The 23,214-nt window shown below is 62.0% G+C and carries 24 protein-coding genes and 1 tRNA gene; 4 read left to right on the top strand and 21 right to left on the bottom strand.

Annotated elements, in window-relative coordinates:
* Window positions 1-9 precede the first annotated feature (9 nt).
* The 4 genes from G471_RS0106275 to G471_RS0106260 all read left to right on the top strand — a co-directional run bounded on the left by G471_RS0106275 (window position 10) and on the right by G471_RS0106260 (window position 2,569).
* On the top strand, window positions 10-708 hold the full coding sequence (locus G471_RS0106275) for a winged helix-turn-helix domain-containing protein (RefSeq protein ID WP_028994598.1): 699 nt from the start codon (window positions 10-12) through the stop codon (window positions 706-708).
* On the top strand, window positions 695-2,128 hold the full coding sequence (locus tag G471_RS0106270; protein ID WP_028994597.1) for an ATP-binding protein: 1,434 nt from the start codon (window positions 695-697) through the stop codon (window positions 2,126-2,128). The genes G471_RS0106275 and G471_RS0106270 overlap by 14 nt, the downstream gene beginning before the upstream one ends.
* A 97-nt stretch (window positions 2,129-2,225) precedes the next feature.
* Complete coding sequence (locus G471_RS19035) at window positions 2,226-2,381, top strand: hypothetical protein (RefSeq protein WP_157272453.1); 156 nt, start codon at window positions 2,226-2,228, stop codon at window positions 2,379-2,381.
* A complete protein-coding gene (locus G471_RS0106260; RefSeq protein ID WP_028994596.1) occupies window positions 2,381-2,569 on the top strand; it encodes a hypothetical protein in 189 nt (62 codons plus the stop codon). The genes G471_RS19035 and G471_RS0106260 overlap by 1 nt, the downstream gene beginning before the upstream one ends.
* Before the next feature lie 60 nt (window positions 2,570-2,629).
* Here G471_RS0106260 and G471_RS0106255 read toward each other — a convergent pair whose 3' ends face one another.
* From G471_RS0106255 to ftsH, 21 genes are all read right to left on the bottom strand, one after another.
* Entirely contained in the window at window positions 2,630-3,169 is a 540-nt protein-coding gene (locus G471_RS0106255) for an NUDIX domain-containing protein (protein ID WP_028994595.1), read from the bottom strand.
* A gap of 61 nt (window positions 3,170-3,230) precedes the next feature.
* On the bottom strand, window positions 3,231-4,709 hold the full coding sequence (gene nuoN, locus G471_RS0106250) for an NADH-quinone oxidoreductase subunit NuoN (protein WP_028994594.1): 1,479 nt from the start codon (window positions 4,707-4,709) through the stop codon (window positions 3,231-3,233).
* Between the two features lie 12 nt (window positions 4,710-4,721).
* Window positions 4,722-6,206 carry an NADH-quinone oxidoreductase subunit M gene (locus tag G471_RS0106245; protein WP_028994593.1) on the bottom strand — a complete coding sequence of 495 codons (1,485 nt, stop codon included), beginning with the start codon at window positions 6,204-6,206 and terminating at the stop codon, window positions 4,722-4,724.
* Window positions 6,207-6,238: 32 nt separating this feature from the next.
* Window positions 6,239-8,251, bottom strand: coding sequence for an NADH-quinone oxidoreductase subunit L (gene nuoL / locus G471_RS0106240; protein WP_028994592.1), 2,013 nt, complete (start codon window positions 8,249-8,251; stop codon window positions 6,239-6,241).
* A 2-nt stretch (window positions 8,252-8,253) separates the two neighbouring features.
* Complete coding sequence (gene nuoK / locus G471_RS0106235) at window positions 8,254-8,565, bottom strand: NADH-quinone oxidoreductase subunit NuoK (protein WP_028994591.1); 312 nt, start codon at window positions 8,563-8,565, stop codon at window positions 8,254-8,256.
* Between the two features lie 11 nt (window positions 8,566-8,576).
* A complete protein-coding gene (locus tag G471_RS0106230) occupies window positions 8,577-9,173 on the bottom strand; it encodes an NADH-quinone oxidoreductase subunit J (protein ID WP_028994590.1) in 597 nt (198 codons plus the stop codon).
* Window positions 9,174-9,185: 12 nt separating this feature from the next.
* Window positions 9,186-9,674 carry an NADH-quinone oxidoreductase subunit NuoI gene (gene nuoI, locus G471_RS0106225; RefSeq protein WP_028994589.1) on the bottom strand — a complete coding sequence of 163 codons (489 nt, stop codon included), beginning with the start codon at window positions 9,672-9,674 and terminating at the stop codon, window positions 9,186-9,188.
* A 10-nt stretch (window positions 9,675-9,684) separates the two neighbouring features.
* A complete protein-coding gene (gene nuoH / locus G471_RS0106220) occupies window positions 9,685-10,734 on the bottom strand; it encodes an NADH-quinone oxidoreductase subunit NuoH (protein WP_028994588.1) in 1,050 nt (349 codons plus the stop codon).
* The gene (nuoG, locus tag G471_RS0106215) at window positions 10,735-13,068 is read right to left on the bottom strand and encodes an NADH-quinone oxidoreductase subunit NuoG (RefSeq protein WP_028994587.1); all 2,334 of its coding nucleotides are present in this window, start codon (window positions 13,066-13,068) and stop codon (window positions 10,735-10,737) included.
* A gap of 45 nt (window positions 13,069-13,113) precedes the next feature.
* On the bottom strand, window positions 13,114-14,442 hold the full coding sequence (gene nuoF / locus G471_RS0106210) for an NADH-quinone oxidoreductase subunit NuoF (protein ID WP_211226392.1): 1,329 nt from the start codon (window positions 14,440-14,442) through the stop codon (window positions 13,114-13,116).
* Entirely contained in the window at window positions 14,442-14,915 is a 474-nt protein-coding gene (gene nuoE, locus G471_RS0106205) for an NADH-quinone oxidoreductase subunit NuoE (protein WP_028994585.1), read from the bottom strand. The genes nuoF and nuoE overlap by 1 nt, the downstream gene beginning before the upstream one ends.
* The gene (locus G471_RS0106200; RefSeq protein WP_028994584.1) at window positions 14,915-16,168 is read right to left on the bottom strand and encodes an NADH-quinone oxidoreductase subunit D; all 1,254 of its coding nucleotides are present in this window, start codon (window positions 16,166-16,168) and stop codon (window positions 14,915-14,917) included. The genes nuoE and G471_RS0106200 overlap by 1 nt, the downstream gene beginning before the upstream one ends.
* On the bottom strand, window positions 16,161-16,766 hold the full coding sequence (locus tag G471_RS0106195) for an NADH-quinone oxidoreductase subunit C (RefSeq protein ID WP_028994583.1): 606 nt from the start codon (window positions 16,764-16,766) through the stop codon (window positions 16,161-16,163). Before G471_RS0106195 ends, G471_RS0106200 begins: the two co-directional genes overlap by 8 nt.
* An 18-nt stretch (window positions 16,767-16,784) precedes the next feature.
* The gene (locus G471_RS0106190) at window positions 16,785-17,261 is read right to left on the bottom strand and encodes a NuoB/complex I 20 kDa subunit family protein (RefSeq protein ID WP_028994582.1); all 477 of its coding nucleotides are present in this window, start codon (window positions 17,259-17,261) and stop codon (window positions 16,785-16,787) included.
* Window positions 17,262-17,270: 9 nt separating this feature from the next.
* Window positions 17,271-17,645, bottom strand: coding sequence for an NADH-quinone oxidoreductase subunit A (gene ndhC, locus G471_RS0106185; RefSeq protein WP_028994581.1), 375 nt, complete (start codon window positions 17,643-17,645; stop codon window positions 17,271-17,273).
* Window positions 17,646-17,711: 66 nt separating this feature from the next.
* Window positions 17,712-17,796: transfer RNA gene (locus G471_RS0106180), tRNA-Leu, on the bottom strand.
* Between the two features lie 66 nt (window positions 17,797-17,862).
* A complete protein-coding gene (secG, locus tag G471_RS0106175) occupies window positions 17,863-18,234 on the bottom strand; it encodes a preprotein translocase subunit SecG (protein ID WP_028994580.1) in 372 nt (123 codons plus the stop codon).
* Window positions 18,235-18,245: 11 nt separating this feature from the next.
* Window positions 18,246-18,995 (bottom strand): triose-phosphate isomerase, encoded by a 750-nt coding sequence (gene tpiA / locus G471_RS0106170; RefSeq protein ID WP_028994579.1) that lies wholly within the window; start codon window positions 18,993-18,995, stop codon window positions 18,246-18,248.
* Between the two features lie 65 nt (window positions 18,996-19,060).
* Window positions 19,061-20,419: a phosphoglucosamine mutase gene (glmM, locus tag G471_RS0106165; RefSeq protein ID WP_028994578.1), complete on the bottom strand. Its 1,359-nt coding sequence runs from the start codon at window positions 20,417-20,419 to the stop codon at window positions 19,061-19,063.
* Window positions 20,420-20,421: 2 nt separating this feature from the next.
* Window positions 20,422-21,249 carry a dihydropteroate synthase gene (gene folP / locus G471_RS0106160; RefSeq protein ID WP_081700125.1) on the bottom strand — a complete coding sequence of 276 codons (828 nt, stop codon included), beginning with the start codon at window positions 21,247-21,249 and terminating at the stop codon, window positions 20,422-20,424.
* 48 nt (window positions 21,250-21,297) lie between these two features.
* A complete protein-coding gene (gene ftsH, locus G471_RS0106155; protein ID WP_028994576.1) occupies window positions 21,298-23,178 on the bottom strand; it encodes an ATP-dependent zinc metalloprotease FtsH in 1,881 nt (626 codons plus the stop codon).
* Window positions 23,179-23,214 lie beyond the last annotated feature (36 nt).

The following is a 23,214-nucleotide window of genomic DNA, read 5'->3' as shown; positions in this document are numbered from 1 at the left end:
CTTGCGCGCATGACTACGCGCATCCTGCTCGTCGAAGACGACCAACGACTGGCTGAGCTGACAGCCGAATACCTCTCCCGCAACGACCTCGATGTCGCCATCGAGGCGCGTGGCGACGTCGCCGAAACCCGGATCCTGGCCGAACAGCCGGATCTGGTCATCCTCGACGTGATGCTGCCCGGCAAGGACGGCTTCGAAGTCTGCCGCGCCGTGCGCCAGCAATACCGCGGCGTGATCCTGATGCTGACAGCGCGCGACGAGGATTTCGACCAGATTCTCGGTCTCGAGCTCGGTGCCGACGACTACATCGCCAAACCGGTGCAACCCCGCGTCCTGCTCGCCCGTATCAAGGCCCTGCTACGTCGCCTGCCGACGCCCGGCGAAACCGATACCGGCGACAGCCAGGTCTTCGGCCAGTTCCGCATCAGCCAGGCGACCCGTACCGCCACGCTGAACGGCCAGGGCATCGACCTGACCACCGCCGAATTCGACCTGCTCTGGCTGCTCGCCTCGCACGCCGGCAACGTCCTGTCCCGCGACGACCTGCTGCAGGAGCTGCGCGGCATCGGTTTCGACGGACTCGACCGCTCCATCGACGCGCGCATCTCGCGCCTGCGCAAGAAGCTGAACGACGACCCGGAAAACCCGACCCGCATCAAGACCGTCCGCGGCAAGGGTTACCTGTTCAGCAAACATGACTGGAACTGATCCGGACACGCCGGACAACGCCCCCCCGGGGCGCCAGGGCCTGGCCCGATCCCTGTTCCGGGGCAGCTTGCCGCGCTGGCGCGGCGGGCGTTACAGCCTGTCCAAGCTGTTCCTCAACTTCTACCTGCTGGCGATGGGTTCCTTCGTCGCCATCGCCTTCACCGCCGACTTCATCATTTCCACCGCGCAGCAGGGCATTACCGACGACTACGCCCGGCGTTTCATGCGCGGCACGATCACGCTGATCGAAGACGAGCTGTTTCGCCATCCACGCCGGCAATGGGAACAGAAGATCCAGGATATCGACGGCAAGTTTTCCTACAAACTGGGCATCGTCGAACGGCGTACGCTCGACACCCGGCTGACCAGCGCCCAGGTCGCCAAACTGGATGCCGGCGATATCGCCATCGCCCACGATCACGACGTGATGTACCACCGCCTTGGCAACAGCAGCAAGGTACTCGTCGTCGGCCCCTTGTCGGCCAGCCGCAACCCCGAGGAACACGCTGGCCTGCCCCTCGACCTGCGCCTGCGCCTGCTGACCTGGAGCCTGATCGGCGTGATCTTCGCCGTCGCCTTGTGGTTCTGGGTCCGTCCGGTCTGGCGCGACCTCGAAACTCTGCGCCAGAGCGCCCGCGATTTCGGCGATGGCAATTTTGACACCGGCAGCACCGTCGTCCAGACACAACTATTCTCGCCGCTGGCCGATACGCTGAACAGCATGGCGGAACGGGTGCGCCAGTTGCTGGCCACCCATCGCGAACTTTCCTGTGGCATTTCGCACGAATTGCGCACGCCGATCGCGCGCATGCGCTTTGCCCTGGAAATGCTCTCGGAAACCGACGACATCGACGAACGCCGTCGCCTGTGGGCGATGATGGAAGCCGATCTCGACGAACTCGACCAGTTGATCGACACCAGCCTGACCTATGCCCGCTACGAGCGGGAAATCCCGGAAGCCCACTTTTCCAGTGTCCGCTTCGCCGACTGGCTGGCCGACGAGGTCGATTCGGTCCGCCTGCTCGGCAGGCAACTTCAGGTGACCGTCGACACTGACAGCCTGCCCGAAAACCTGCACATCGACCTCGACCGCAAGGCCATGCCCTACGCCCTGCGCAACCTGCTGCGCAATGCCTTCAAGTACGCCGCCAGGGAAATCCGGGTCAGCGCCGAAATCCTCGGCGAACGCATTGCCATCCACGTTGACGACGACGGCATCGGCATCCCCGAAGAAGACCGGGAACACATCTTCTCGGCGTTCACCCGCCTCGACCGTTCACGCGACCGCTCGACCGGCGGTTACGGCCTCGGCCTGGCCATCGCCCGCCGCGTTCTCGAACTGCACGGCGGCACCGCCTTCGCCAGCAGCAGCCCGCTGGGTGGCGCACGCTTCACGCTGACCTGGCAGGCCCATCAGTAGGCGCGGTTACAGTTCGTCATTGATCAAGCGAGCAAGGTTACCGGTCCGCCACCGAGGCGCAACAGTCGCTACGCATCGCCTTCCTTAGAATGCATTCATGTCTTCAGTGCATGAGCAAACCAAGGAAAAGATGATGATCGAGAACAATATCCGCGAATTTCTGGCCGCCGCCCGCGCCTACCTGCTCGGCCTGGTTCCCAACACGCCGGAGAGCGGGATGCAGTTGGCGACCATCCCCGTCCGTCGCCAGTGATGGCCCTGCCCGACGACCTGCCGATCAGTGAAAGCCTGGCCGTATTCTTCGGCGTTGCCGGCTTTCAGTGGCTGGTTTCGGGCCAAGCCGGGCTGATCGACGCCATCGTGCCGGCGCTGCTGTTCGGCGCCAGCGTCTTCGCCATCCGTCGCTGGCGCGAGCGCAACCGATCCGAGGACGAATCCTGAATGCCTCCCTCGAACACCCCCGGTTCGAGACTTCCGTCCCGCCCTTAAGGCGGGATTTTTTTAGCAGCGCTCCAGCCAGAACAGCGCCGTGATGGTTTTGGCATCGGTGATCCGGCCGTCGAATACGGCCTGGCGTGCCTCTTCCGGCGACAGTTCGACCACTTCCAGGAATTCATTGTGGTCGAGCTCCTGGCGGCCTTCGCCCTGCAGATCGCGGGCAACGAAAATTTCGATGCGCTCATCCGAATAGCCGATACAGGGATGCATGACGCCCAGGTGTTCCCACTGTGCCGCCAGATAACCGGTTTCCTCGCGCAATTCGCGGCGCGCGGTTTCGGCCAGGGCTTCACCGGGATCGATCTTGCCAGCAGGCAATTCGAGGAATACCTGGCGCAAGGGGTAACGGAACTGGCGTTCGAACAGCAGCTTGCCATTCGGCAGGAAGGCCAGGATCACCACTGCGCCGGGATGATGGATGTACTCACGTACCGAGGTCGCGCCATTGGGCAGGCGCACGGTGTCCTTGCGTACCTTGAGCAGGCAGCCCTCGAAGACGCTTTCGGAACTCAGTTCTGATTCGATCAAATGCGCATCGGACATGTTCATCTTCCCCAATGGAAAACGCCCCGACTCGGCGGGGCGTTTGGCTGTTGTTACGACATCACAGTGAGCGCAGCAAGGCGTAGGCGCACAGCGACATGATCAGTTGCGGGAACAGGCCAAGCCCGGCCATCGCCAGACCGTTGGCGGAGATCAGGATGCGCATGTCGAGACCGGCCGAAATCGGCGTTTCCTCGACTGGAGCATCGAAATACATCAGCTTGACCACACGCAGGTAGTAGAAGGCGCCGATCAGCGAGAACAGCACGGCAACGACCGCCAGCCATAGGTAACCGGCCGCGACAACCGCCTGCAGCACCGAGAACTTGGCGAAGAAGCCGCCGAAGAAGGGAACACCAGCCATCGAGAACATGATCATCAGCATGATCGCGGCAAACCACGGGCTGCGCTTGTTCAGCCCCTTGTAGTCGTCGAGTTCGTCGGCTTCGAAACCGGCGCGGGCCATCAGCAGGATCATGCCGAATGCAGCAGTCGTGGTCAGCACATAGACGATCACGTAGAACATCGCCGAGCTGTAGGCATTCAGGGCGTAGCGGGGATCGCCGCCGACGACGCCGGTAACGATGCCGAGCAGCATGAAGCCCATGTGCGAGATCGCGGAGTAGGCCAGCATGCGCTTGAGGTTGGTCTGGGCAATGGCGGCCAGGTTGCCGACGGCCATCGACAGCACCGACAGGATGATCAACATGCCCTGCCAGTCTTCGGCCAGCGTGATCAGGCCGCTGACCAGCAGACGCATGACGATGGCGAAGGCGGCCAGCTTGGGCGCCGAACCGATGAGCAGGGTCACCGGCGTCGGCGCGCCGTGATAGACGTCGGGAATCCACATGTGGAAGGGAACGACGCCCAACTTGAAGGCCAGACCGGCGACCAGGAAGACCAGACCGAAGATCAGCACGGTACGGTTGCTCTCACCCTGATACAGGACTTCGGCCAGTTCGGTGATCTCCAGCGTGCCGGTGGCACCGTAGAGCATCGACATGCCGTAGAGCAGCATGCCGGACGCCAGGGCGCCGAGGACGAAGTACTTCATCGCGGCCTCGGTCGAGGCCAGCGAATCGCGGTTCATCGCCACCATCGCATACAGCGACAGCGACAGCAGTTCGAGACCGACGTACAGGGTGACGAAGTTGTTGGCCGAAATCATGACCAGCATGCCCAGCGTGGCAAACAGCGCCAACACGTAGTACTCGCCCTTGTTCATTTCCGGGCGGTCGAACAGGTAAGCACGCGAGTAGAACATGACGACGATCATGGTCATGTACAGGAACAGCTTCAGCAGGTCGGCCATCATGTCGTCGACGAACATGTTGCTGAAGGTGTAGGTGACTTCTCCGCTGCTCGTGTAGATCTGGATCGCGGCGGCGCCGAGCAGGGTCAGCTGGGTCAGCACGAAGGTCACGGTGCGACGGCTGTCCTTGACGAAGAGATCGATCATCAGGATGGCCATGGCCATCGTCGCCAGGAAGATTTCCGGAGCAGCCGGCAGGAGGTCGGGAATAACGAAATTGTCGAACATGTCGGCTACCGTTTAGTGAATCTTGCTGACGGCCACGTGACGCAGCAGGTCATTGACCGAGGCGTGCATGACTTCGGTGAAAACTTGCGGGTACAGACCCATCCACAGCGTGCAGATGGCCAGCACGGCGAGGATGGCGAACTCGCGCCCGTTGATGTCGGTGAGTTCCTCGACATGCTTGTTGGCCACGGCGCCGAAGATCACCCGCTTGTACATCCAGAGCGAGTAGGCGGCACCCATGATCAGCGAGCTGGCGGCTAGGACGGCCACCCAGAAGTTGAACTCGACGGCCGCCAGGATGACCATGAATTCGCCGACGAAGCCGGAAGTCGCCGGCAGACCGGCATTGGCCATGGTGAACAGCATGAACAGCGCAGCGAACTTCGGCATGGTATTGACCACGCCGCCGTAATCGGCGATCTGGCGGCTATGCACGCGGTCGTACATGACGCCGATACAGAAGAACATGGCGCCGGAGACGAAGCCGTGGGAGATCATCTGCACCAGCGCGCCTTCGATGGCCAGCGCGCTGAACATGAAGAAGCCGAGGGTGACGAAGCCCATGTGGGCGATCGACGAGTAGGCGACCAGTTTCTTCATGTCGGCCTGGATCAGGGCGACGAAACCGATATAAACCACGGCGATCAGCGACAGGACGATGATGAAGCCGGCCAGTTCCTGCGAGGCATCCGGCGCGATCGGCAGCGAGAAGCGCAGGAAGCCGTAGGCACCGAGCTTGAGGCCGATGGCCGCCAGCACGATGGAACCGCCGGTCGGCGCTTCGACGTGGGCATCCGGCAACCAGGTATGCACCGGCCACATCGGTACCTTGACCGCGAAAGCGATCAGGAAGGCAAGGAAGACCCAGATCTGCGGCGTCAGCTCGATCGGCAGCTTGTGCCAGTCAAGGATGGAGAAGCTGCCGCCGGACTGGAAGAACAGATACATCAGCGCCAGCAGGAAGAGCAGCGAGCCGAACAGCGTGTAGAGGAAGAACTTGAACGCTGCATAGACGCGGTTGGCACCGCCCCAGACACCGATGATAAGGTACAGCGGAATCAGCGAGGCTTCGAAGAAGACGTAGAACAGGATGCCGTCGAGCGAGCTGAAGATGCCGTTCATCAGGCCGGACATGATCAGGAAGGCGGCCATGTACTGGGCGACCTTGTTCTGGATCACTTCCCAGCCGGCAGCGACGACGATGATGGTGATGAAGGCGTTGAGCACCACGAAGAGCATCGAGATGCCATCGACACCGAGGTGGTAATTGATGTTGAAACGCGGAATCCAGTTGGCCAGTTCGACGAACTGCATGCCGCCCTGGCTGACGTCGAAGCCGAGCCACAAGGGCACGGTGACGAGGAAGCCGGCAACGGCGCCGGCGAGGGCGAGCATTCTGGCCAGCGGCGCATTGCGGTCACCGCCGGTCATCAGGACGAGCAGGCCCGCCCCGATGGGGATCCAGATGGCGAGAGATAGCAGCGGGTAATTCGACATGTTATTCCTTGCTGTTCTGCGTGCGATTCAGACTATGCGCGGTTGAGCCAGAGCGTCATCAGGGCAATCAGGCCGATGATCATCGCGAAGGCGTAGTGATAGACGAAACCGGTCTGGAAGAGGCGGCTGATGGAGGACACCCAGCCGACCAGTCGGGCCGAGCCATTGACGATCAGGCCATCGATCAGACCGACGTCGCCGCCGCGCCACAGGGCCTTGCCCAGCACCCGGGCGCCACCGGCGAAGACGAATTCGTTGATCTTGTCGAAGTAGTACTTGTTCTCGAGCAGCGTGTTGATGCCGGAGAAACGACGCTGGATCGCCGCCGGAATGTCCGGACGCTTCATGTAGAAGAACCACGACAGGGCGACACCGCCGAAGGCCAGGTAGAAGGCCGGGGTGACGAAGGCGTGCATGCCCATCGCGGCCGCGCCATGGAAGGTGCTGAGGAAGGTGGCCAGCGCCGGGTGGGCAGCCTGATCGACGTAGATCACATCCTTGAAGTAGTCACCGGCGAGCATCGGACCAACCGCGATGTAACCGACGATCACCGACGGAATCGCCAGCAGCACCAGCGGCAGCGTCACCACCCACGGCGTTTCGTGCGGTTTCTGCCCCGGGGCCAGACCATGGTGATGATCGTCGCCGTGGTCGTCATGACCGTGACCATGGTCGTCCTTGCCGAAGCGCTCCTCACCGTGGAAGACCAGGAAGTACATGCGGAAGGAGTAGAAGGCGGTGACGAAGACACCAGCCAGCACGGCGAAGTAGGCAAAGCCGGCGCCCGGAATGTCGGAGAACTTGACCGCTTCGATGATCGAGTCCTTGGAGTAGAAACCGGACAGGAAAGGCGTCCCGATCAGGGCCAGCGAACCGATCAGCGAGGTGATCCAGGTGATCGGCATGTACTTGCGCAGGCCGCCCATGTTGCGGATGTCCTGGTCGTGATGCATGCCGATGATCACCGAGCCGGCGGCAAGGAACAGCAGCGCCTTGAAGAAGGCGTGCGTCATCAGGTGGAAGATCGCCACCGAATAGGCCGAAGCACCGAGCGCGACGGTCATGTAGCCAAGCTGCGACAGCGTCGAGTAGGCGACGACACGCTTGATGTCGTTCTGGATGATGCCGAGGAAGCCCATGAACAGCGCGGTGATGGCGCCGATGACGATGACGAAGGACAGGGCCGTGGTCGACAGTTCGAACAGCGGCGAGGTCCGGGCCACCATGAAGATGCCGGCGGTCACCATGGTTGCAGCGTGGATCAGTGCCGAGATCGGGGTCGGGCCTTCCATCGAGTCAGGCAGCCAGACGTGCAGCGGCACTTGCGCCGACTTGCCCATGGCGCCGATGAACAGGCAGATGCAGGTGACGGTCATCAGCGACCATTCCTGATCGCCCCAGATGTTGATCGTGGCGTTGGCGAATTCCGGCGCCTTGGCAAACACCGTGGCGTAGTCGAGCGTACCGAAGTGCGCCAGGACCAGGCCGATACCGAGGATGAAACCGAAGTCGCCGACGCGGTTGACCAGGAAGGCCTTGATGTTGGCAAAGATCGCCGTCGGCCGCGTGTACCAGAAACCGATCAGCAGGTAGGAGACGAGGCCGACCGCTTCCCAGCCGAAGAACAGCTGCATGAAGTTGTTGGCCATCACCAGCATCAGCATCGAGAAGGTGAACAGCGAGATGTAGCTGAAGAAACGGTTGTAGCCCGGATCTTCCTGCATGTAGCCGATGGTGTAGATATGCACCATCAGCGACACCGAGGTGACGACCAGCATCATCGTCGCGGTCAGCGTGTCGATCAGGAAACCGACTTCAAAGGTGTAGGTGCCGGAGGTCAGCCAGGTATAGACCGTACCGTTGAAGGTGTTGCCGGCCATCACGTCCATGAAGATCACCACCGAGGCGGCGAAGGCAATGCCAACACCGGCGATGGTCGCGGTATGGGCGACCCAGCGCGGGATGATACGGCAGAACAGGCCGGCGATGATGGCACCGACCAGCGGCGCCAGCGGTACGAGCAAGTAGAGCGATTTCATGTCCATGTTTAACCCTTCAGGCTGCCCAGGTCATCCACATGGATGCTCTTGAGGTTGCGGAACAGCACGATCAGGATGGCCAGGCCGATGGCGGCCTCGGCCGCCGCGACGGCAAGGATGAAGAAGACGAAGACCTGCCCGGAGAGATCGCCAAGGAAATGCGAAAACGCCACGAAGTTCATGTTGACCGCCAGCAGCATCAGTTCGATGGCCATCAGCAGCACGATCAGGTTCTTCCGGTTGAGGAAGATGCCGACCACGGCGATGGCGAACAGGATCGCGCCGAGGATCAGGAAGTGCGAAAGGGAAAGTGTCAGCATGGTCGCCCCGGTCAGTCCTTTTCAACAGGCATCTGGAGCACGCGCACGCGGTCCTTGGCCTTGACGAACACCTGCGTGTTCGGATTCGAGATCTTCGATGCCTTGCGACCGCGGAAGGTCAGCACCACGGCGGCGATCATGCCGACCAGCAGGATCACGGCGGCGAGTTCGAAGGGGAAGACGTAGTCGGTCACCAGCAGCGCACCGATTTCCTTGGTGTTGGACACCCCGGCCGGAACCACGACTTCCGAGATCGGCACCTGGAAGTACTTGCTGCCGAGCACCAGACCCATTTCCAGCACCATGACCAGACCGAGCACGGCGCCGAGCGGCAGGTAGCGCCAGAAGCCTTCGCGGATGCGGTCGATGTTGATGTCGAGCATCATCACGACGAACAGGAAGAGCACCATCACCGCGCCGACATAGACGACGATCAGCGCGATGGCGAGGAACTCTGCCTGCAGCATCAGCCAGAGGCCGCCGGTGGTGAAGAAGGCGAGCATCAGGTGCAAGGCGGCATAGACCGGGTTGCGCGCAGTGATCACACGCAGCGCGGCAAACACCAGGATCGCCGAGAGGAAGAAGAAGACAGCGGTTTGAAAATCCATTACAGGCACCTGTCAGCGGTAGGGCGCATCGAGTGCGCGGTCTTCGGCGATCTGCTGTTCGTAGCGATCACCGTTGGCCAGCAGCATCTGCTTGGTGTAGTAGAGATCACCGCGCTTCTCGCCGTGATATTCGAAAATGCGCGTCTCGACGATGGCATCGACCGGGCAGGCTTCCTCGCAGAAACCGCAGAAGATGCACTTGGTCAGGTCGATGTCGTAGCGCGTCGTCCGGCGCGAACCGTCATCACGCGGCTCGGCCTCGATGGTGATGGCCATGGCCGGGCAGATTGCCTCGCACAACTTGCAGGCAATGCAGCGTTCCTCGCCGTTCTCGTAGCGGCGCAGCGCGTGCAGGCCGCGGAAACGGAAAGACTGCGGCGTCTTTTCTTCCGGATACTGGACGGTGATCTTGCGGGCGAAGAAATACTTGCCCGTCACCGACATGCCTTTCAGCAGCTCCTTGAGGAAGAGGCTGTTGAAGACTTCCTTCATCGAACCCATTCTTCTCTCCTCAATTCCAGATGTTCAGCGGGCTGATCATCCACGCGCCGACGATGATGACCCAGAAGAAGCACAGCGGCAGGAAGACCTTCCAGCCAAGGCGCATCAACAGGTCGTAGCGATAACGCGGGAAGGTGGCGCGGAACCACAGGAACAGGAAGAGCACGAAGGACATCTTCGCGAACATCCACCAGATTCCATCCGGCAGGAAACCGACCGGCGACAGCCAGCCACCCAGGAACAGCAGGGAAGTGAGCGCCGCCACCAGGATCATGTTGGCGTACTCGGCGAGGAAGAACAGCGCGAAGGCCATGCCCGAGTACTCAACGTGGAAGCCGGCGACGATTTCCGATTCGCCTTCGGCGATGTCGAACGGTGCGCGGTTCAGTTCGGCGGTGCCGGAGATCAGGTACACCAGGAACATCGGCAGCAACGGCAGCCAGTTCCACGACAGGAAGCCCAGCCCCATGTCGGCGAACATGCCCTTGTTCTGACCATCGACGATATCGACGAAGTTCAGCGTACCGGCAATCATCAGCACGGTGATCAGGGCGAAGCCCATGGCGATTTCATACGACACCATCTGCGCTGCCGAACGCATCGCGCCGAGGAAGGCGTACTTGGAGTTCGACGCCCAGCCGGACAGGATCACGCCATAGACGCCCATCGAGGTGATCGCCAGGATGTAGAGCAGGCTGGCGTCGATGTTGGCGAGGACCAGCGTGTCGGTGAAGGGGATCACCGCCCAGGCGGCCAGCGCCGGGGCGATGGCGAGCATCGGGGCGATGACGAAGACTGCCTTGCTCGAACCGCTGGGAACGATGATTTCCTTGAGCAGCAGCTTCAGACCGTCGGCGATCGGCTGGATCAGACCCCAGGGACCGACACGGTTGGGGCCGATACGCACCTGCATGAAGCCGATGACCTTGCGCTCGAAGTAGGTCAGGTAGGCGACGCCGAGCATCAGCGGGGCGACGATCAGCACGATCTTGATCAGGGTCCACACGGCCGGCCAGGCGCCGCCGAAGATCCCTTGTCCGAAATTCATCAGTGCGTCCATTTATGCACGCTCCACGGTGATGTCGCCGAACATTTCGCCCAGCATCGCAGTCGTCGGATGCGCCGCAGCAACGCGGACGCAGCCGGCCGGCACCTTGTCGTCGAGACGTGCAACCAGCACGGTCTCGCCGTGACCCTGGCGGACCCGTACCGAAGCACCGGACTCGACGCCGATCGCGGCCAGCGTAGCGGCGGCGGCACGCAGCGTCGGAGCGACGCCGTCGGCCGTCTGCGCCAGCGCCGGCGCCCGGCGGGCCAGCGGATCGGCAAAGTGGATGGGCACGTCGGCGATACGCTGCAGACCGCTTGCCGCTGCACCCGGCAGGGCAATGGTGACGCCGTTCAGGCCGTTATCGAGAGCGGCGGCGAATTCGACACCGGCGCCGAGCACTTCGTCGCGGACCTGCTCACTGCTAGTGTAGGCAAAGCCATCGAGATTGAGGACGTTGCCGAGCACGCGCAGCACCTTCCAGCCCGGACGGGTTTCGCCGCGCGGCTTGACGACGCCGTTGAACGACTGGACGCGGCCTTCGATATTGACGAAGGTGCCCGAGGTTTCGGTGAACGGAGCCACCGGCAGGATCGCGTCGGCGTATTCGAGTGCCGCCGGCGACTTGAACGGCGACATGACGACGACCATGGCCGCCTGCTTCAGCGCAGCCATGACCGGCTGCGGATTGGCGCAATCGAGTTCCGGTTCGACACCGTAGAGCACGTAGCCGCGACGCGGCTGCGCGAACATCTGGCGGGCGTTGGCCTGGCTCGGCAGGGCCCAGGCCAGGTGAGCGCCGACCGTGTTGCCGCTCTCGCCGAGGAAACCGACGGTGGCCCCGGTGATGGCGCCGAGCTGGTTGGCCAGCGCGTGCAGTTGGGTGGCGTCGGCACACTGGGTGGCGACGTTGCCGAGGAAGATCGCGCGCTTCTCGCCTTCAAGCAGGCTGGCGGCAATCTTGCGGCTCTCGTCGCAGACGGCGGCGTTTTCCAGACCGGCCGGCACGGCCACGCCCTTGGCCTCGGCGGCGGCGCGAACCACCGCAGCCAATGCCAGCGCCAGTTGCGACGGCGCCACGGTAAGGCTGCCGTAGAGTTTGATCAGTTGATCGTCGCCGGCCACCGACAACAGGCTGACCTTGGTCCACTTCTTGGCGGCCTGACGCAGGCGCTGAGCGATCAGCGGATGATCCTTGCGCAGGAAGGAACCGACCACCAGCGCGGCGTCGAGATCCTTGATCTCGGCCAGGCGCATGCCCAGCCAGGGCGCACCGGCGCGCTTGAAGTCAGTGCCGAAGTCGGACTGGCGGGTGCGGAAATCGATATTGCCGCTGCCCATGCCCTTCATCAGCTTGCCCAGCAGGAACAATTCCTCGACCGTGGCATGCTGTGCAGCCAGCGCGGCGACGGCGTCACCACCGTGATCGCGGACGATGTCCTTGAGGCCGTGAGCGACGTAGTCGAGGGCGACATTCCATTCGACCTCACGCCACTCGCCACCCTGCTTGACCATCGGTTTGGTCAGACGGGCATCGGAATTCAGTGCCTGGTAGGAGAAGCGTTCCTTGTCGGAAATCCAGCACTCGTTGACCGCTTCGTTCTCGCGCGGCAGAACGCGCATCACGTTGTCGTGCTTGACCTGGACGACCAGGTTGGCGCCGACCGAATCGTGCGGGCTGACCGACTTGCGCCGTTGCAGTTCCCACGAACGGGCGGTGTAACGGAAAGGCTTCGAGGTCAAGGCGCCGACCGGGCACAGGTCGATCATGTTGCCGGACAGTTCGGAATCGACCGAACGACCGACGAAGGTCATGATCTCGGAGTGCATGTTGCGGTTGGCCATGCCCAGTTCCATGATGCCGGCGACTTCCTGGCCGAAACGGACGCAGCGCGTGCAGTGAATGCAACGGCTCATTTCCTGCATCGAGATCAGCGGGCCGACATCCTTGTGGAAGACGACGTGCTTTTCCTCGGTGTAGCGGCTCTGCATCGGGCCGTAACCGACCGACATGTCCTGCAGCTGGCATTCACCGCCCTGATCGCAGATCGGGCAGTCGAGCGGGTGGTTGATCAGCAGGAATTCCATCACCCCCTTCTGCGCCTTGACGGCCAGGTCGGAGTGGGTGAACACCTTCATCCCGTTGGTCACCGGCGTCGCGCACGCGGGCAGCGGCTTCGGCGCCTTTTCCACCTGGACCAGGCACATCCGGCAGTTGGCCGCGATGGACAATTTCTTGTGGTAGCAGAAGTGCGGGATATAGACACCCAACTGCTGCGCGGCATCCATCACCGTGCTGCCGTCGGGCACTTGCGCTTTCTTGCCGTCGATTTCGATTTCTAGCATGTCGCTACCTTGTAGCCAGTTCTTTCGTAACTAACGCGTAAGCCGTCAGGCCGGGATCTTGTGGAAGCCGCTGCCGGCCCACTGAACATCCTTCGGGACCAGACAGGTCTTGTGCTCGATGTGGTACTCGAATTCGCTGCCAAAATGCTTGAGGAAACTCTGCACCGGGAAGGCCGCCGCGTCGCCGAGCGCGCAGATGGTCCGGCCGGCGATGTTGCCGAGCACGCTGTTGAGCAGGTCGAGGTCTTCCGGCTTGCCCTGCCCGTTCTCGATGCGATGCACGACCTTGTACATCCACGCCGTACCTTCGCGGCAGGGCGTGCATTGGCCGCAGGATTCCTCGTGGTAGAAGAAGGACAGGCGCTCCAGCGCCTTGACCATGCACACCGTCTCGTCCATGACGATGACCGCGCCGGAACCGAGCATCGACCCGCCCTTGCTGATCGAGTCGTAATCCATGGTGCAGTCCATGATCACGTCGGCCGGCATCACCGGCGCCGACGAACCACCGGGGATGACCGCCTTCAGCTTGCGCCCACCGCGCATGCCGCCGCACATTTCGAGCAGGGTCGAGAACGGCGTGCCGAGCGGGATTTCGTAGTTGCCCGGGCGATTGACGTGGCCGGACACCGAGAACAGCTTGGTGCCGCCGTTGTTCGGCTTGCCCAGGTTGAGGAATTCCTCGCCGCCCATCTTCAGGATGAAGGGGATGGAGGCGAAGGTCTCGGTGTTGTTGATCGTCGTCGGCCGGCCGTACAGACCGAAGGACGCCGGGAACGGCGGCTTGAAGCGCGGCTGGCCCTTCTTGCCCTCGATCGATTCGAGCAGCGCGGTTTCCTCGCCGCAGATGTAGGCGCCGTAACCGTGGTGGGCAAACAGTTCGAAGCCGAACTGGGTGCCGAGGATGTTCTGGCCGAGCAGGCCGGCGGCACGGGCTTCGTCGAGCGCTTCTTCGAAACGCTTGTAGATTTCCCAGATTTCGCCGTGCACGTAGTTGTAGCCACGATTGGCACCCATCGCGAAACCGGCGATGATCATGCCCTCAATGACCGCATGCGGGTTGTAGCGCATGATGTCGCGGTCCTTGAAGGTCCCCGGTTCACCTTCGTCGGTATTGCAGACGACGTACTTGTCGCCGGGGAAGGAACGCGGCATGAACGACCACTTCAGACCGGTCGGAAAACCTGCGCCGCCACGGCCGCGCAGGACCGACTTCTTGACTTCGCCGATGACGTCTTCCTGGGTCATGCCGGTCTGCAGGATGCGCTTCAACTGCTCGTAGCCGCCACGGGCGACGTAATCCTTCAGGCGCCAGCTGTCATCACCGTTCAGGCCGGCCATCAGGACCGGATTGATTGCCCCCAACATGGCCATTATTTGCACTCCTCAAGGAGCTTGTCGATCTGTTCCGGATGCATGTGGCTGCACATCGAGCGATTATTGACGATGAACACCGGCGCATCGCCGCAAGCGCCCATGCACTCGCCTTCCTTGAGCGTGAACTTGCCGTCGGCAGTGGTCTCGCCATAACCGACGCCGAGCTTCTGCTGCAGGTACTCGCCGGCGTGATAACCGCCGGACAGCGCGCACGGCAGGTTGGTACACACCGTGATCTTGTACTTGCCGACCGGCTTCAGGTCGTACATATTGTAGAAGGAAGCGACCTCGTAGGCAGCGATCGGCGGCATGCCGAGGTAATCGGCAACGGCTTCGATGGCCTCGGGCGGCAGCCAGCCCTTTTCTTCCTGGGCGTGGGCCAGACAGGCCATGACGGCCGACTGCTTCTGCTCGGCGGGGTACTTGGCGACCTCGCGGGCGAATTTCTGTAGGGTGTCAGCGGAAAACATCAGCGGTCAATCTCGCCAAAAACAACATCCTGGGAACCGATGATCGTCACGACGTCGGCCAGCATGTGGCCCTTCGCCATTTCGTCCATCGCCGCCAGATGCGCAAAGCCCGGCGCGCGGATCTTCATCCGGTAGGGCTTGTTGGCACCGTCGGAAACGAAATAGATGCCGAACTCGCCCTTCGGATGTTCGATCGCGGCATAGGCCTCGCCCGGCGGCACGTGGATGCCTTCGGTGAACAGCTTGAAGTGGTGGATCAGCTCTTCCATGTTCGACTTCATCGCCTCACGGTTCGGCGGTGCCACCTTGTGATTGTCGGTGATCACCGGACCCGGGTTGGCGCGCAACCAGGCGATGCACTGCTTGATGATGCGGTTCGACTGGAGCATTTCCTCCATGCGCACCAGGTAGCGGTCATAGCTGTCGCCATTGACGCCGACCGGCACGTCGAAATCGACCTTGTCGTAGGCCGCGTAGGGCTGCTTCTTGCGCAGATCCCAGGCAATCCCGGAACCGCGCAGCATGGCGCCGGTGAAGCCGAGTTGCATGGCCCGTTCCGGGCTGACGATGCCGACATGGACCAGACGCTGTTTCCAGATCCGGTTGTCGGTCAGCAGCGTGTGGTACTCGGCATGGTATTTCGGGAAGCGGTCGGTGAAATCTTCAAGGAAGTCGAGCAGCGAACCACTGCGATTGTCGTTGAGCTCCTTGGCCTTCTTGGCACTGGTCCAGGTCGACTCACGGTACTGCGGCATGCGGTCCGGCAGATCGCGATAGACGCCGCCCGGACGGTAGTAAGCCGCGTGCAGACGCGCACCGCAAACCGCCTCGTAGGCATCCATCAGGTCTTCGCGTTCGCGGAAGGTGTACAACGCCATGGTCATCGCACCGACGTCGAGGGCGTGACAGCCGATCCACAACAGGTGGTTGAGGATGCGCGTGACTTCGTCGAACATCGTGCGGATGTACTTGCCGCGCTCCGGCACTTCGAGCTGCAGCAGCTTCTCGACGCCCAGGCAGTAGGCGTGTTCGTTGCACATCGTCGACACGTAGTCGAGACGGTCCATATAGGGCACGGACTGGACCCAGGTCCGGGTCTCGGCCAGCTTTTCGGTGGCGCGGTGGAGCAGGCCGATGTGCGGGTCGGCGCGCTGGACGACTTCGCCGTCCATTTCCAGCACCAGACGCAGCACGCCGTGCGCGGCCGGGTGTTGCGGACCGAAGTTGAGGGTGTAGTTGCGGATATCAGCCATGTGCCGGATCCCCGTAGGTGTCTTCGCGGACGATGCGCGGCGTGTTCTCGCGCGGTTCGATGGTAACGGGCTGGTAGATCACGCGACCTTGATCCGGGTCATAACGCATCTCGACATGGCCCGAAATCGGGAAATCCTTGCGGAAGGGATGGCCGATGAAACCGTAGTCGGTCAGGATGCGGCGCAGATCCTCGTGGCCGACGTAGGCGATGCCGTAGAGGTCGAAGGACTCGCGCTCGAACCAGTTGGCACTGGTCCACAGCGAGGTCACCGAATCGACCGCCGGGAAATCGTCGTTGTCGGCGAAGACGCGGACGCGCAGGCGGACGTTGTGGGCAATCGACAGCAGATGCACGGTCGTCGCAAAACGCTTGCCGGTCCAGGCGCCATCGCCCCAGGTCGAGTAATCGACGCCGCAGAGGTCAATCAATTCCTCGAAGGACAGGTCGGCGTCGTCGCGCAGCGTCTGCATGAAGGCAAAATAATCGTTGGCGGCGACTTCCACGGTCAGCTCACCGAGGGCGAGCTTGGTCGACAGCAGCTTGTCTCCGAAACGATCCTGCAATTTCTGGCTAAGCGTTTCCAGCTTGGCGGACATAGGGATCAGCCTCGAAAGTTAGCGGGCAATGGTATTGGTGCGGCGGATCTTGTTCTGCAGCTGGATCAGCCCGTAGAGCAGGGCCTCAGCCGTCGGCGGACAGCCCGGCACATAGATGTCGACCGGGACGATGCGGTCGCAGCCGCGCACCACCGAGTAGGAATAGTGATAGTAGCCACCACCATTGGCACAGGACCCCATGGAAATGACCCAGCGCGGCTCGGCCATCTGGTCATAGACCTTGCGCAGCGCCGGCGCCATCTTGTTGGTCAGCGTACCGGCGACGATCATCACGTCGGACTGACGCGGACTCGGCCGGAAGACGATGCCGAAGCGGTCCAGGTCATAGCGGGAACAGCCGGCGTGGATCATCTCCACGGCGCAGCAGGCCAAGCCAAAGGTCATCGGCCACATCGAGCCGGTGCGCATGTAGTTGATGAGCTTGTCAGCCGTAGTGGTGACAAAACCCTCTTGCAGAATACCTTCGATTGCCATTTGGCGCCCTCATTCCCACTCAAGCGCACCCTTGGCCCAGGCGTAGATATCGCCCAGTGCCAGAATGCCCATGAAGATCAACATTTCGACGAAGCCGAAAACCTTCAGCGAATCGATTGCCACCATGTCCGAGAAAACGACCGCCCACGGCACAAGGAAGGCGATTTCAAGATCGAACAGGATGAACAGGATCGCAACCAGGTAGTAGCGCACGTCGAATTTCATGCGCGCGTCTTCGAAGGCCTCGAAGCCGCATTCATAGGGCGAGAGCTTTTCGGGATCCGGGCGACGCGGAGCGAGCACAAAGCCCATCACCATCGGCAAGACGCCGACCGCGACCCCCACGAGCACGAACATCAGGATAGGAAAGTAAGCTTCCATGATCCGCCGCCAAGTTGTAAGTTTTTATTCGGGACGACCGGATTGCAACGGCCAGCCCACTTTATATTTTGGTGCCGACGGCGAGACTCGAACTCGCACAGCTTGCGCCACTACCCCCTCAAGATAGCGTGTCTACCAATTTCACCACGTCGGCACGTGTATTTTTTTACCCACCCGACGAGGACTCGTGCCGGGCGAATTTCCTTGCGTTACTTTGAAATTACTTCGGTACTTCCTGCGCCTTCGAACCCGCACCAGCAGGCGCTCCGGCGGCCTCACCGGCAGCCGGAACCGCCGTCGAAACAGGCTGCGATTGTACAACCTCTTCCATCAGACTACCAGCCGTTTTTGGCTTGTCGGAGGCAATGTAGGCCAGCGAAAGACTGGTCAGGAAGAACACCGTTGCCAGCACCGCAGTGGTGCGACTGAGGAAGTTCGCCGACCCCGAAGCGCCGAACAGGCTGCCCGAGGAACCGCTACCAAAAGCCGCCCCCATGTCGGCGCCCTTGCCGTGCTGCATCAGCACCAGGCCGATGATCGCCAGAGCGACCAGGATATGGACCGTCAAAACCACAGAAAACAACCAGTTCATTTTTATGCCTATCAGTTTGCGGCGCGACAAATCGCCAAGAAATCTTCTGCCACCAAGGAAGCCCCACCGATCAGACCACCATCGATGTCCTGCTGCCCGAACAACTCCTGCGCATTTTGCGGCTTGACACTACCGCCATAGAGGATGCGCACCTCCGCTGCCACCGCTGCATCGTGCGCCGCCAGACAGGCCCGGATGTGGGCATGCACCGCCTGCGCCTGCGCCGGCGTCGCGGTCAGCCCCGTGCCAATGGCCCAAACCGGCTCGTAAGCCAGAACAGCCCCCGACAACGCGGCAGCACCAACACGATCCAGAACCGCCTGCAACTGCCGCGAGACAACCGCTTCCGTCTGCCCTGCCTCACGCTCAACCAGGGTTTCGCCGAGACACAGCACCGGCACCAGACCGGCGGCAAGTGCCGCAGCCAGCTTGGCCGCAACCACCGCATCGGACTCGCCAAACAGGCTGCGTCGCTCCGAATGACCGACCAGCACATAACGGCAGCCGAATTCGCGCAGCATTTCTGCCCCGACTTCGCCGGTGAATGCGCCTGCCGGATGTTCGCTCAGCGTCTGCGCCCCCAACCCGACCGGACTGGCCGAAAGCGCGGACTGCGCCTGTGCCAGATAGGGAAAAGGCGGACAGACCATGACTTCACAGGCAACATCGCCCAGACCGGCGAGAATATCCGCCAGCAATCCGCGATTGGCGGAAAGGCTGCCGTTCATCTTCCAGTTTCCAGCGACTAGCTTGCGGCGCATGGCTCGGTGATTCCGATGGCTAAAACCTGAGGATTATATCGATTGGCCACCTGGCCGGTCAATGTTCACCCCTCGCCAGCCGCCACCCTGACCGCCGCCGCAATTTCTTCGGCTGCAGCAACAACCGCCTGCGCATCCTCGCCTTCGACCATCACCCGCAGCAGCGGCTCGGTTCCCGAAGGACGAAGCAGGACACGACCACGACCGTCAAGACGCCGCTCGACAAGATCGCGGGCCGCTGCAATGGCCGGACAGGCTTGCCAGTCGAAGCCGCGGACGACCGGAACATTGATCAGTTTCTGCGGATAGAGTGGCAAGGCACCGAGCAGGGTCTTGAGATCACCGCCCGACTCGCGCAAGGCGGCCAGCACCTGCAGGCCGGCGATGATGCCGTCGCCGGTGGAATGGCGATCCAGGGCCAGGATGTGCCCCGAATTCTCGCCGCCGAACAGCCAGCCATTGCGGTGCAGCGCCTCGACCACATAGCGATCACCAACCGCCGCCCGCACAAAGGGAATATTCATCCCGGCCAGCGCCCGCTCCAACGAAAGATTGCTCATCAGCGTACCGACCACACCATTGACCGGCCCCTTGGCAGCACGACTGCGAACGATGGCCATCAGCAACTGGTCGCCATCGTAAAGATTGCCTTCGGCGTCGACCATCATGATCCGGTCGGCGTCACCGTCGAGCGCGATGCCGAGATCGGCGCGATTGACCAGGACCGCATCGCACAGTGCCTTCGGCGCGGTCGCCCCGACCTTTTCGTTGATGTTCAAGCCGTTCGGCTGGCCGCCGATCACCACCACCTCGGCGCCCAGTTCGTGGAACACGTCCGGGGCGATGTGATAGGCGGCACCATGGGCGCAATCGACAACGATCTTCAGGCCGCGCAGGTCAAATTCGTTGGGGAAGGTGCTCTTGCAGAATTCGATGTAACGCCCGCGCGCATCGTCGATCCGGCGCGCCCGACCGAGGTCCGGCGAAGGAACGCAGACGATCTCCTGGTCGATGCCGGCCTCGATGGCCTGCTCGACCTCGTCGGGCAACTTGGTGCCCTGCGCCGAGAAGAACTTGATTCCGTTATCGTAGTAGGGATTGTGCGACGCCGAAATCACGATCCCGGCCTGCAGGCGCAGCGCCCGGGTCAGGTAGGCAATGGCCGGCGTCGGCATCGGTCCGACCAGGCAGACATCGACACCGGCCGCCGAAAAACCCGCCTCCAGCGCCGATTCCAGCATGTAGCCGGAAACCCGGGTGTCCTTGCCGATGAGCACGGACGGACGTTCGCCAGCGGGCATTTCGCCCTTGGCCAGTAGCACCTTGCCAGCTGAATAGCCGAGGCGCATCACGAAGTCCGGGGTAATCGGAGCCTGCCCCACCCGACCGCGCACGCCGTCGGTACCGAAATATTTTCTTGTCACCGTCACTCTCCCTGTTTCAACGCCGACCAGACAGCCAGCGCATCTTTTGTTTCTGCGACATCATGAACCCTCAGGATCGCCGCCCCACGCTCCGCCGCCAGCACAGCGGCGGTCACGCTGGCCGCCAGCCGTTCCTCAACCGGTCGGCCGGTGATCTGACCGAGCATCGACTTGCGCGACACCCCGACCAGCACCGGCAACGCCACATCATCGCGACGCATGGCCCGGAACAGCGCAATATTGTGCACCAGCGTCTTGCCAAAACCGAAACCGGGATCGACGATCAGCCGCTCACGCGCGACCCCTGCAGCCAGGCAACGCGCCACGGTTGCTGCCAGCCAGTCATCAACCTCGGCAACGACGTCGGTGTAAGCCGGTGCCTGCTGCATCGTTCCGGGAACGCCCTGCATGTGCATCACGCACACCGCGCAGTCACTGCCGGCCACAGCTGACAAGGCCGCGTCACTGGCCATCCCGGCAATGTCATTGATCATGCTCGCGCCAGCTTCGAGCGCAGCACGCATGACCTCGGGCTTGTAGGTATCGACGGAAACCGGCACACCCCAGCGAGTAATCTCGCGCAACACCGGCAGCAGACGGCGCAACTCCTCGTCGACCGGAGTCGGTACGGCACCGGGACGCGACGATTCGGCGCCGATATCGAGAATATCGGCGCCAGCATCAAGCTGCGCTCGCGCATGAGCTATCGCCTGCTCGAGGTCGCCAGTCAGACCGTCGCCGGAAAATGAATCCGGCGTCAGGTTGACAATGCCCATGATCAGCGGGCGTTCACGCCCCAGCCGGTATTTGCCACAGTGGATGCTATTCATGATGAAAAAAGCCGGGAGCACGCTCCCGGCTTGTTCGATAGCTTTCGATCAGGCCGTTGCCGGCGCACTCGGCTCGGCATCCGGCTTTTCATCCGGCGGACTGGCAGGCTTGATGCCCTGCGTCGGCTTGGGCTCGCGCGGCGGCTTGCCGGCCATGATGTCGTCGATCTGGTCGGCATCGATGGTTTCCCATTCGAGCAGCGCCTTGGTCATGGCCTCGACCTTGTCGCGATTGTCTTCGAGCAATTGACGGGCAAGCGCGTATTGCTGGTCGATGATGCGACGAATCTCGGCGTCGACCTTCTGCATCGTCGCTTCAGAAACGTTCTTGTGCTGCGTCACCGAACGGCCCAGGAAGACCTCGCCCTCGTTCTCGCCATAGACCATCACGCCGAGATCGGACATGCCGTAACGGGTGACCATGTCACGCGCCATGGCCGTTGCCCGCTCGAAGTCGTTGGACGCACCGGTGGTCATCTGGTTCATGAACAGTTCCTCGGCGATCCGGCCACCGAACAGCACGGCGATCCGGCTCATCAGGTACTGACGGTCGTAGGCATAACGATCCTGCTCAGGCAACTGCATGGTCAGGCCGAGGGCGCGACCGCGCGGGATGATCGTGACCTTGTGCACCGGGTCCGACTTCGGCACCAGCTTGGCAACCACGGCGTGACCCGACTCGTGGTAGGCCGTGTTCATCTTCTCATCCTCGGTCATGACCATGCTGCGACGCTCGGCGCCCATCATGATCTTGTCCTTGGCCATTTCGAAGTCGTCCATGTCCACCAGACGCTTGTTGCGTCGCGCCGCAAACAGCGCCGCCTCATTGACCAGGTTGGCCAGGTCGGCACCGGAGAATCCCGGGGTACCACGAGCGATCACATCAGCCTTGATATCGCCGGCAATCGGCACCTTGCGCATGTGCACCTTGAGGATTTCCTCACGGCCGCGGATATCCGGCAACGGCACGACGACCTGGCGGTCGAAACGGCCCGGACGCAGCAGCGCCGGGTCAAGGATGTCCGGACGGTTGGTTGCGGCGATGACGATGATGCCCGCATGACCTTCAAAACCATCCATCTCGACCAGCAACTGGTTCAGCGTCTGTTCGCGTTCGTCGTTACCGCCACCCAGGCCAGCGCCGCGATGACGACCGACGGCGTCGATTTCGTCGATGAACAGGATGCACGGTGCGTGCTTCTTGGCGTTTTCGAACATGTCGCGGACCCGGGCCGCGCCCACGCCGACAAACATTTCAACGAAATCGGAGCCGGAGATGCTGAAGAAAGGCACCTTTGCTTCGCCGGCGATGGCCTTGGCCAGCAAGGTCTTGCCGGTACCCGGGTTGCCGACCATCAGCACGCCCTTGGGAATGCGACCGCCGAGCTTCTGGAATTTTGACGGGTCACGCAGGAAATCAACGATCTCCTGCACTTCTTCCTTCGCTTCGTCGCAACCGGCCACATCGGCGAAGGTGATGGCGTTGGTGGACTCGTCCATCATGCGCGCCTTCGACTTGCCGAAGGAGAACGCGCCGCCCTTGCCACCACCCTGCATCTGGCGCATGAAGAAGACCCAGACGCCGATCAGCAGCAGCATCGGGAACCAGCTGACGAAAATGCTCATCAGGAAAGAGGGTTCTTCTTCCGGCTTGGCCTCGATCTTGACGTCGTATTTCAGGAGATCGGAGACCAGCCACAGATCCGGCGGCGCATAACTGGTGATACGACGGCCTTCAGTCGTCGTCGCCTTCAGCGTGCGGCCTTCCATGACCACCTTGGCGATGCGCCCCTGCTTCACTTCCTCGAGGAATTGCGAATACTCGACGGCACCGGTCGCGACCTGACGGCTGTTGAACTGGTTGAACACAGTCATCAGCACCAGGCCGATCACCATCCAGATTGCGAGATTTTTGAACATGTTGTTCAAGCGTGCTCTCCTTCTGCTTCGTCGAGCGATAAAAAC

The organism is Azonexus hydrophilus DSM 23864 (assembly GCF_000429605.1).
In the GTDB taxonomy this organism is placed as follows: Bacteria; Pseudomonadota; Gammaproteobacteria; order Burkholderiales; family Rhodocyclaceae; genus Azonexus; species Azonexus hydrophilus.
The sequence above is the reverse complement of the archived record's forward strand: the minus strand, read 5'-3'. Positions and strand labels throughout refer to the sequence as shown.

Bases quoted from the DNA above. Each gene is read 5' to 3' on its own strand.
- G471_RS0106275 (WP_028994598.1), top strand. From the start codon at position 10: ATGACTACGCGCATCCTGCTCGTCGAAGACGACCAACGACTGGCTGAG.
- G471_RS0106270 (WP_028994597.1), top strand. From the start codon at position 695: ATGACTGGAACTGATCCGGACACGCCGGACAACGCCCCCCCGGGGCGC.
- G471_RS19035 (WP_157272453.1), top strand. From the start codon at position 2,226: ATGTCTTCAGTGCATGAGCAAACCAAGGAAAAGATGATGATCGAGAAC.
- G471_RS0106260 (WP_028994596.1), top strand. From the start codon at position 2,381: ATGGCCCTGCCCGACGACCTGCCGATCAGTGAAAGCCTGGCCGTATTC.
- G471_RS0106255 (WP_028994595.1), bottom strand. From the start codon at position 3,169: ATGTCCGATGCGCATTTGATCGAATCAGAACTGAGTTCCGAAAGCGTC.
- nuoN (WP_028994594.1), bottom strand. From the start codon at position 4,709: ATGTTCGACAATTTCGTTATTCCCGACCTCCTGCCGGCTGCTCCGGAA.
- G471_RS0106245 (WP_028994593.1), bottom strand. From the start codon at position 6,206: ATGTCGAATTACCCGCTGCTATCTCTCGCCATCTGGATCCCCATCGGG.
- nuoL (WP_028994592.1), bottom strand. From the start codon at position 8,251: ATGGACATGAAATCGCTCTACTTGCTCGTACCGCTGGCGCCGCTGGTC.
- nuoK (WP_028994591.1), bottom strand. From the start codon at position 8,565: ATGCTGACACTTTCCCTTTCGCACTTCCTGATCCTCGGCGCGATCCTG.
- G471_RS0106230 (WP_028994590.1), bottom strand. From the start codon at position 9,173: ATGGATTTTCAAACCGCTGTCTTCTTCTTCCTCTCGGCGATCCTGGTG.
- nuoI (WP_028994589.1), bottom strand. From the start codon at position 9,674: ATGGGTTCGATGAAGGAAGTCTTCAACAGCCTCTTCCTCAAGGAGCTG.
- nuoH (WP_028994588.1), bottom strand. From the start codon at position 10,734: ATGGACGCACTGATGAATTTCGGACAAGGGATCTTCGGCGGCGCCTGG.
- nuoG (WP_028994587.1), bottom strand. From the start codon at position 13,068: ATGCTAGAAATCGAAATCGACGGCAAGAAAGCGCAAGTGCCCGACGGC.
- nuoF (WP_211226392.1), bottom strand. From the start codon at position 14,442: ATGGCCATGTTGGGGGCAATCAATCCGGTCCTGATGGCCGGCCTGAAC.
- nuoE (WP_028994585.1), bottom strand. From the start codon at position 14,915: ATGTTTTCCGCTGACACCCTACAGAAATTCGCCCGCGAGGTCGCCAAG.
- G471_RS0106200 (WP_028994584.1), bottom strand. From the start codon at position 16,168: ATGGCTGATATCCGCAACTACACCCTCAACTTCGGTCCGCAACACCCG.
- G471_RS0106195 (WP_028994583.1), bottom strand. From the start codon at position 16,766: ATGTCCGCCAAGCTGGAAACGCTTAGCCAGAAATTGCAGGATCGTTTC.
- G471_RS0106190 (WP_028994582.1), bottom strand. From the start codon at position 17,261: ATGGCAATCGAAGGTATTCTGCAAGAGGGTTTTGTCACCACTACGGCT.
- secG (WP_028994580.1), bottom strand. From the start codon at position 18,234: ATGAACTGGTTGTTTTCTGTGGTTTTGACGGTCCATATCCTGGTCGCT.
- tpiA (WP_028994579.1), bottom strand. From the start codon at position 18,995: ATGCGCCGCAAGCTAGTCGCTGGAAACTGGAAGATGAACGGCAGCCTT.
- folP (WP_081700125.1), bottom strand. From the start codon at position 21,249: ATGAATAGCATCCACTGTGGCAAATACCGGCTGGGGCGTGAACGCCCG.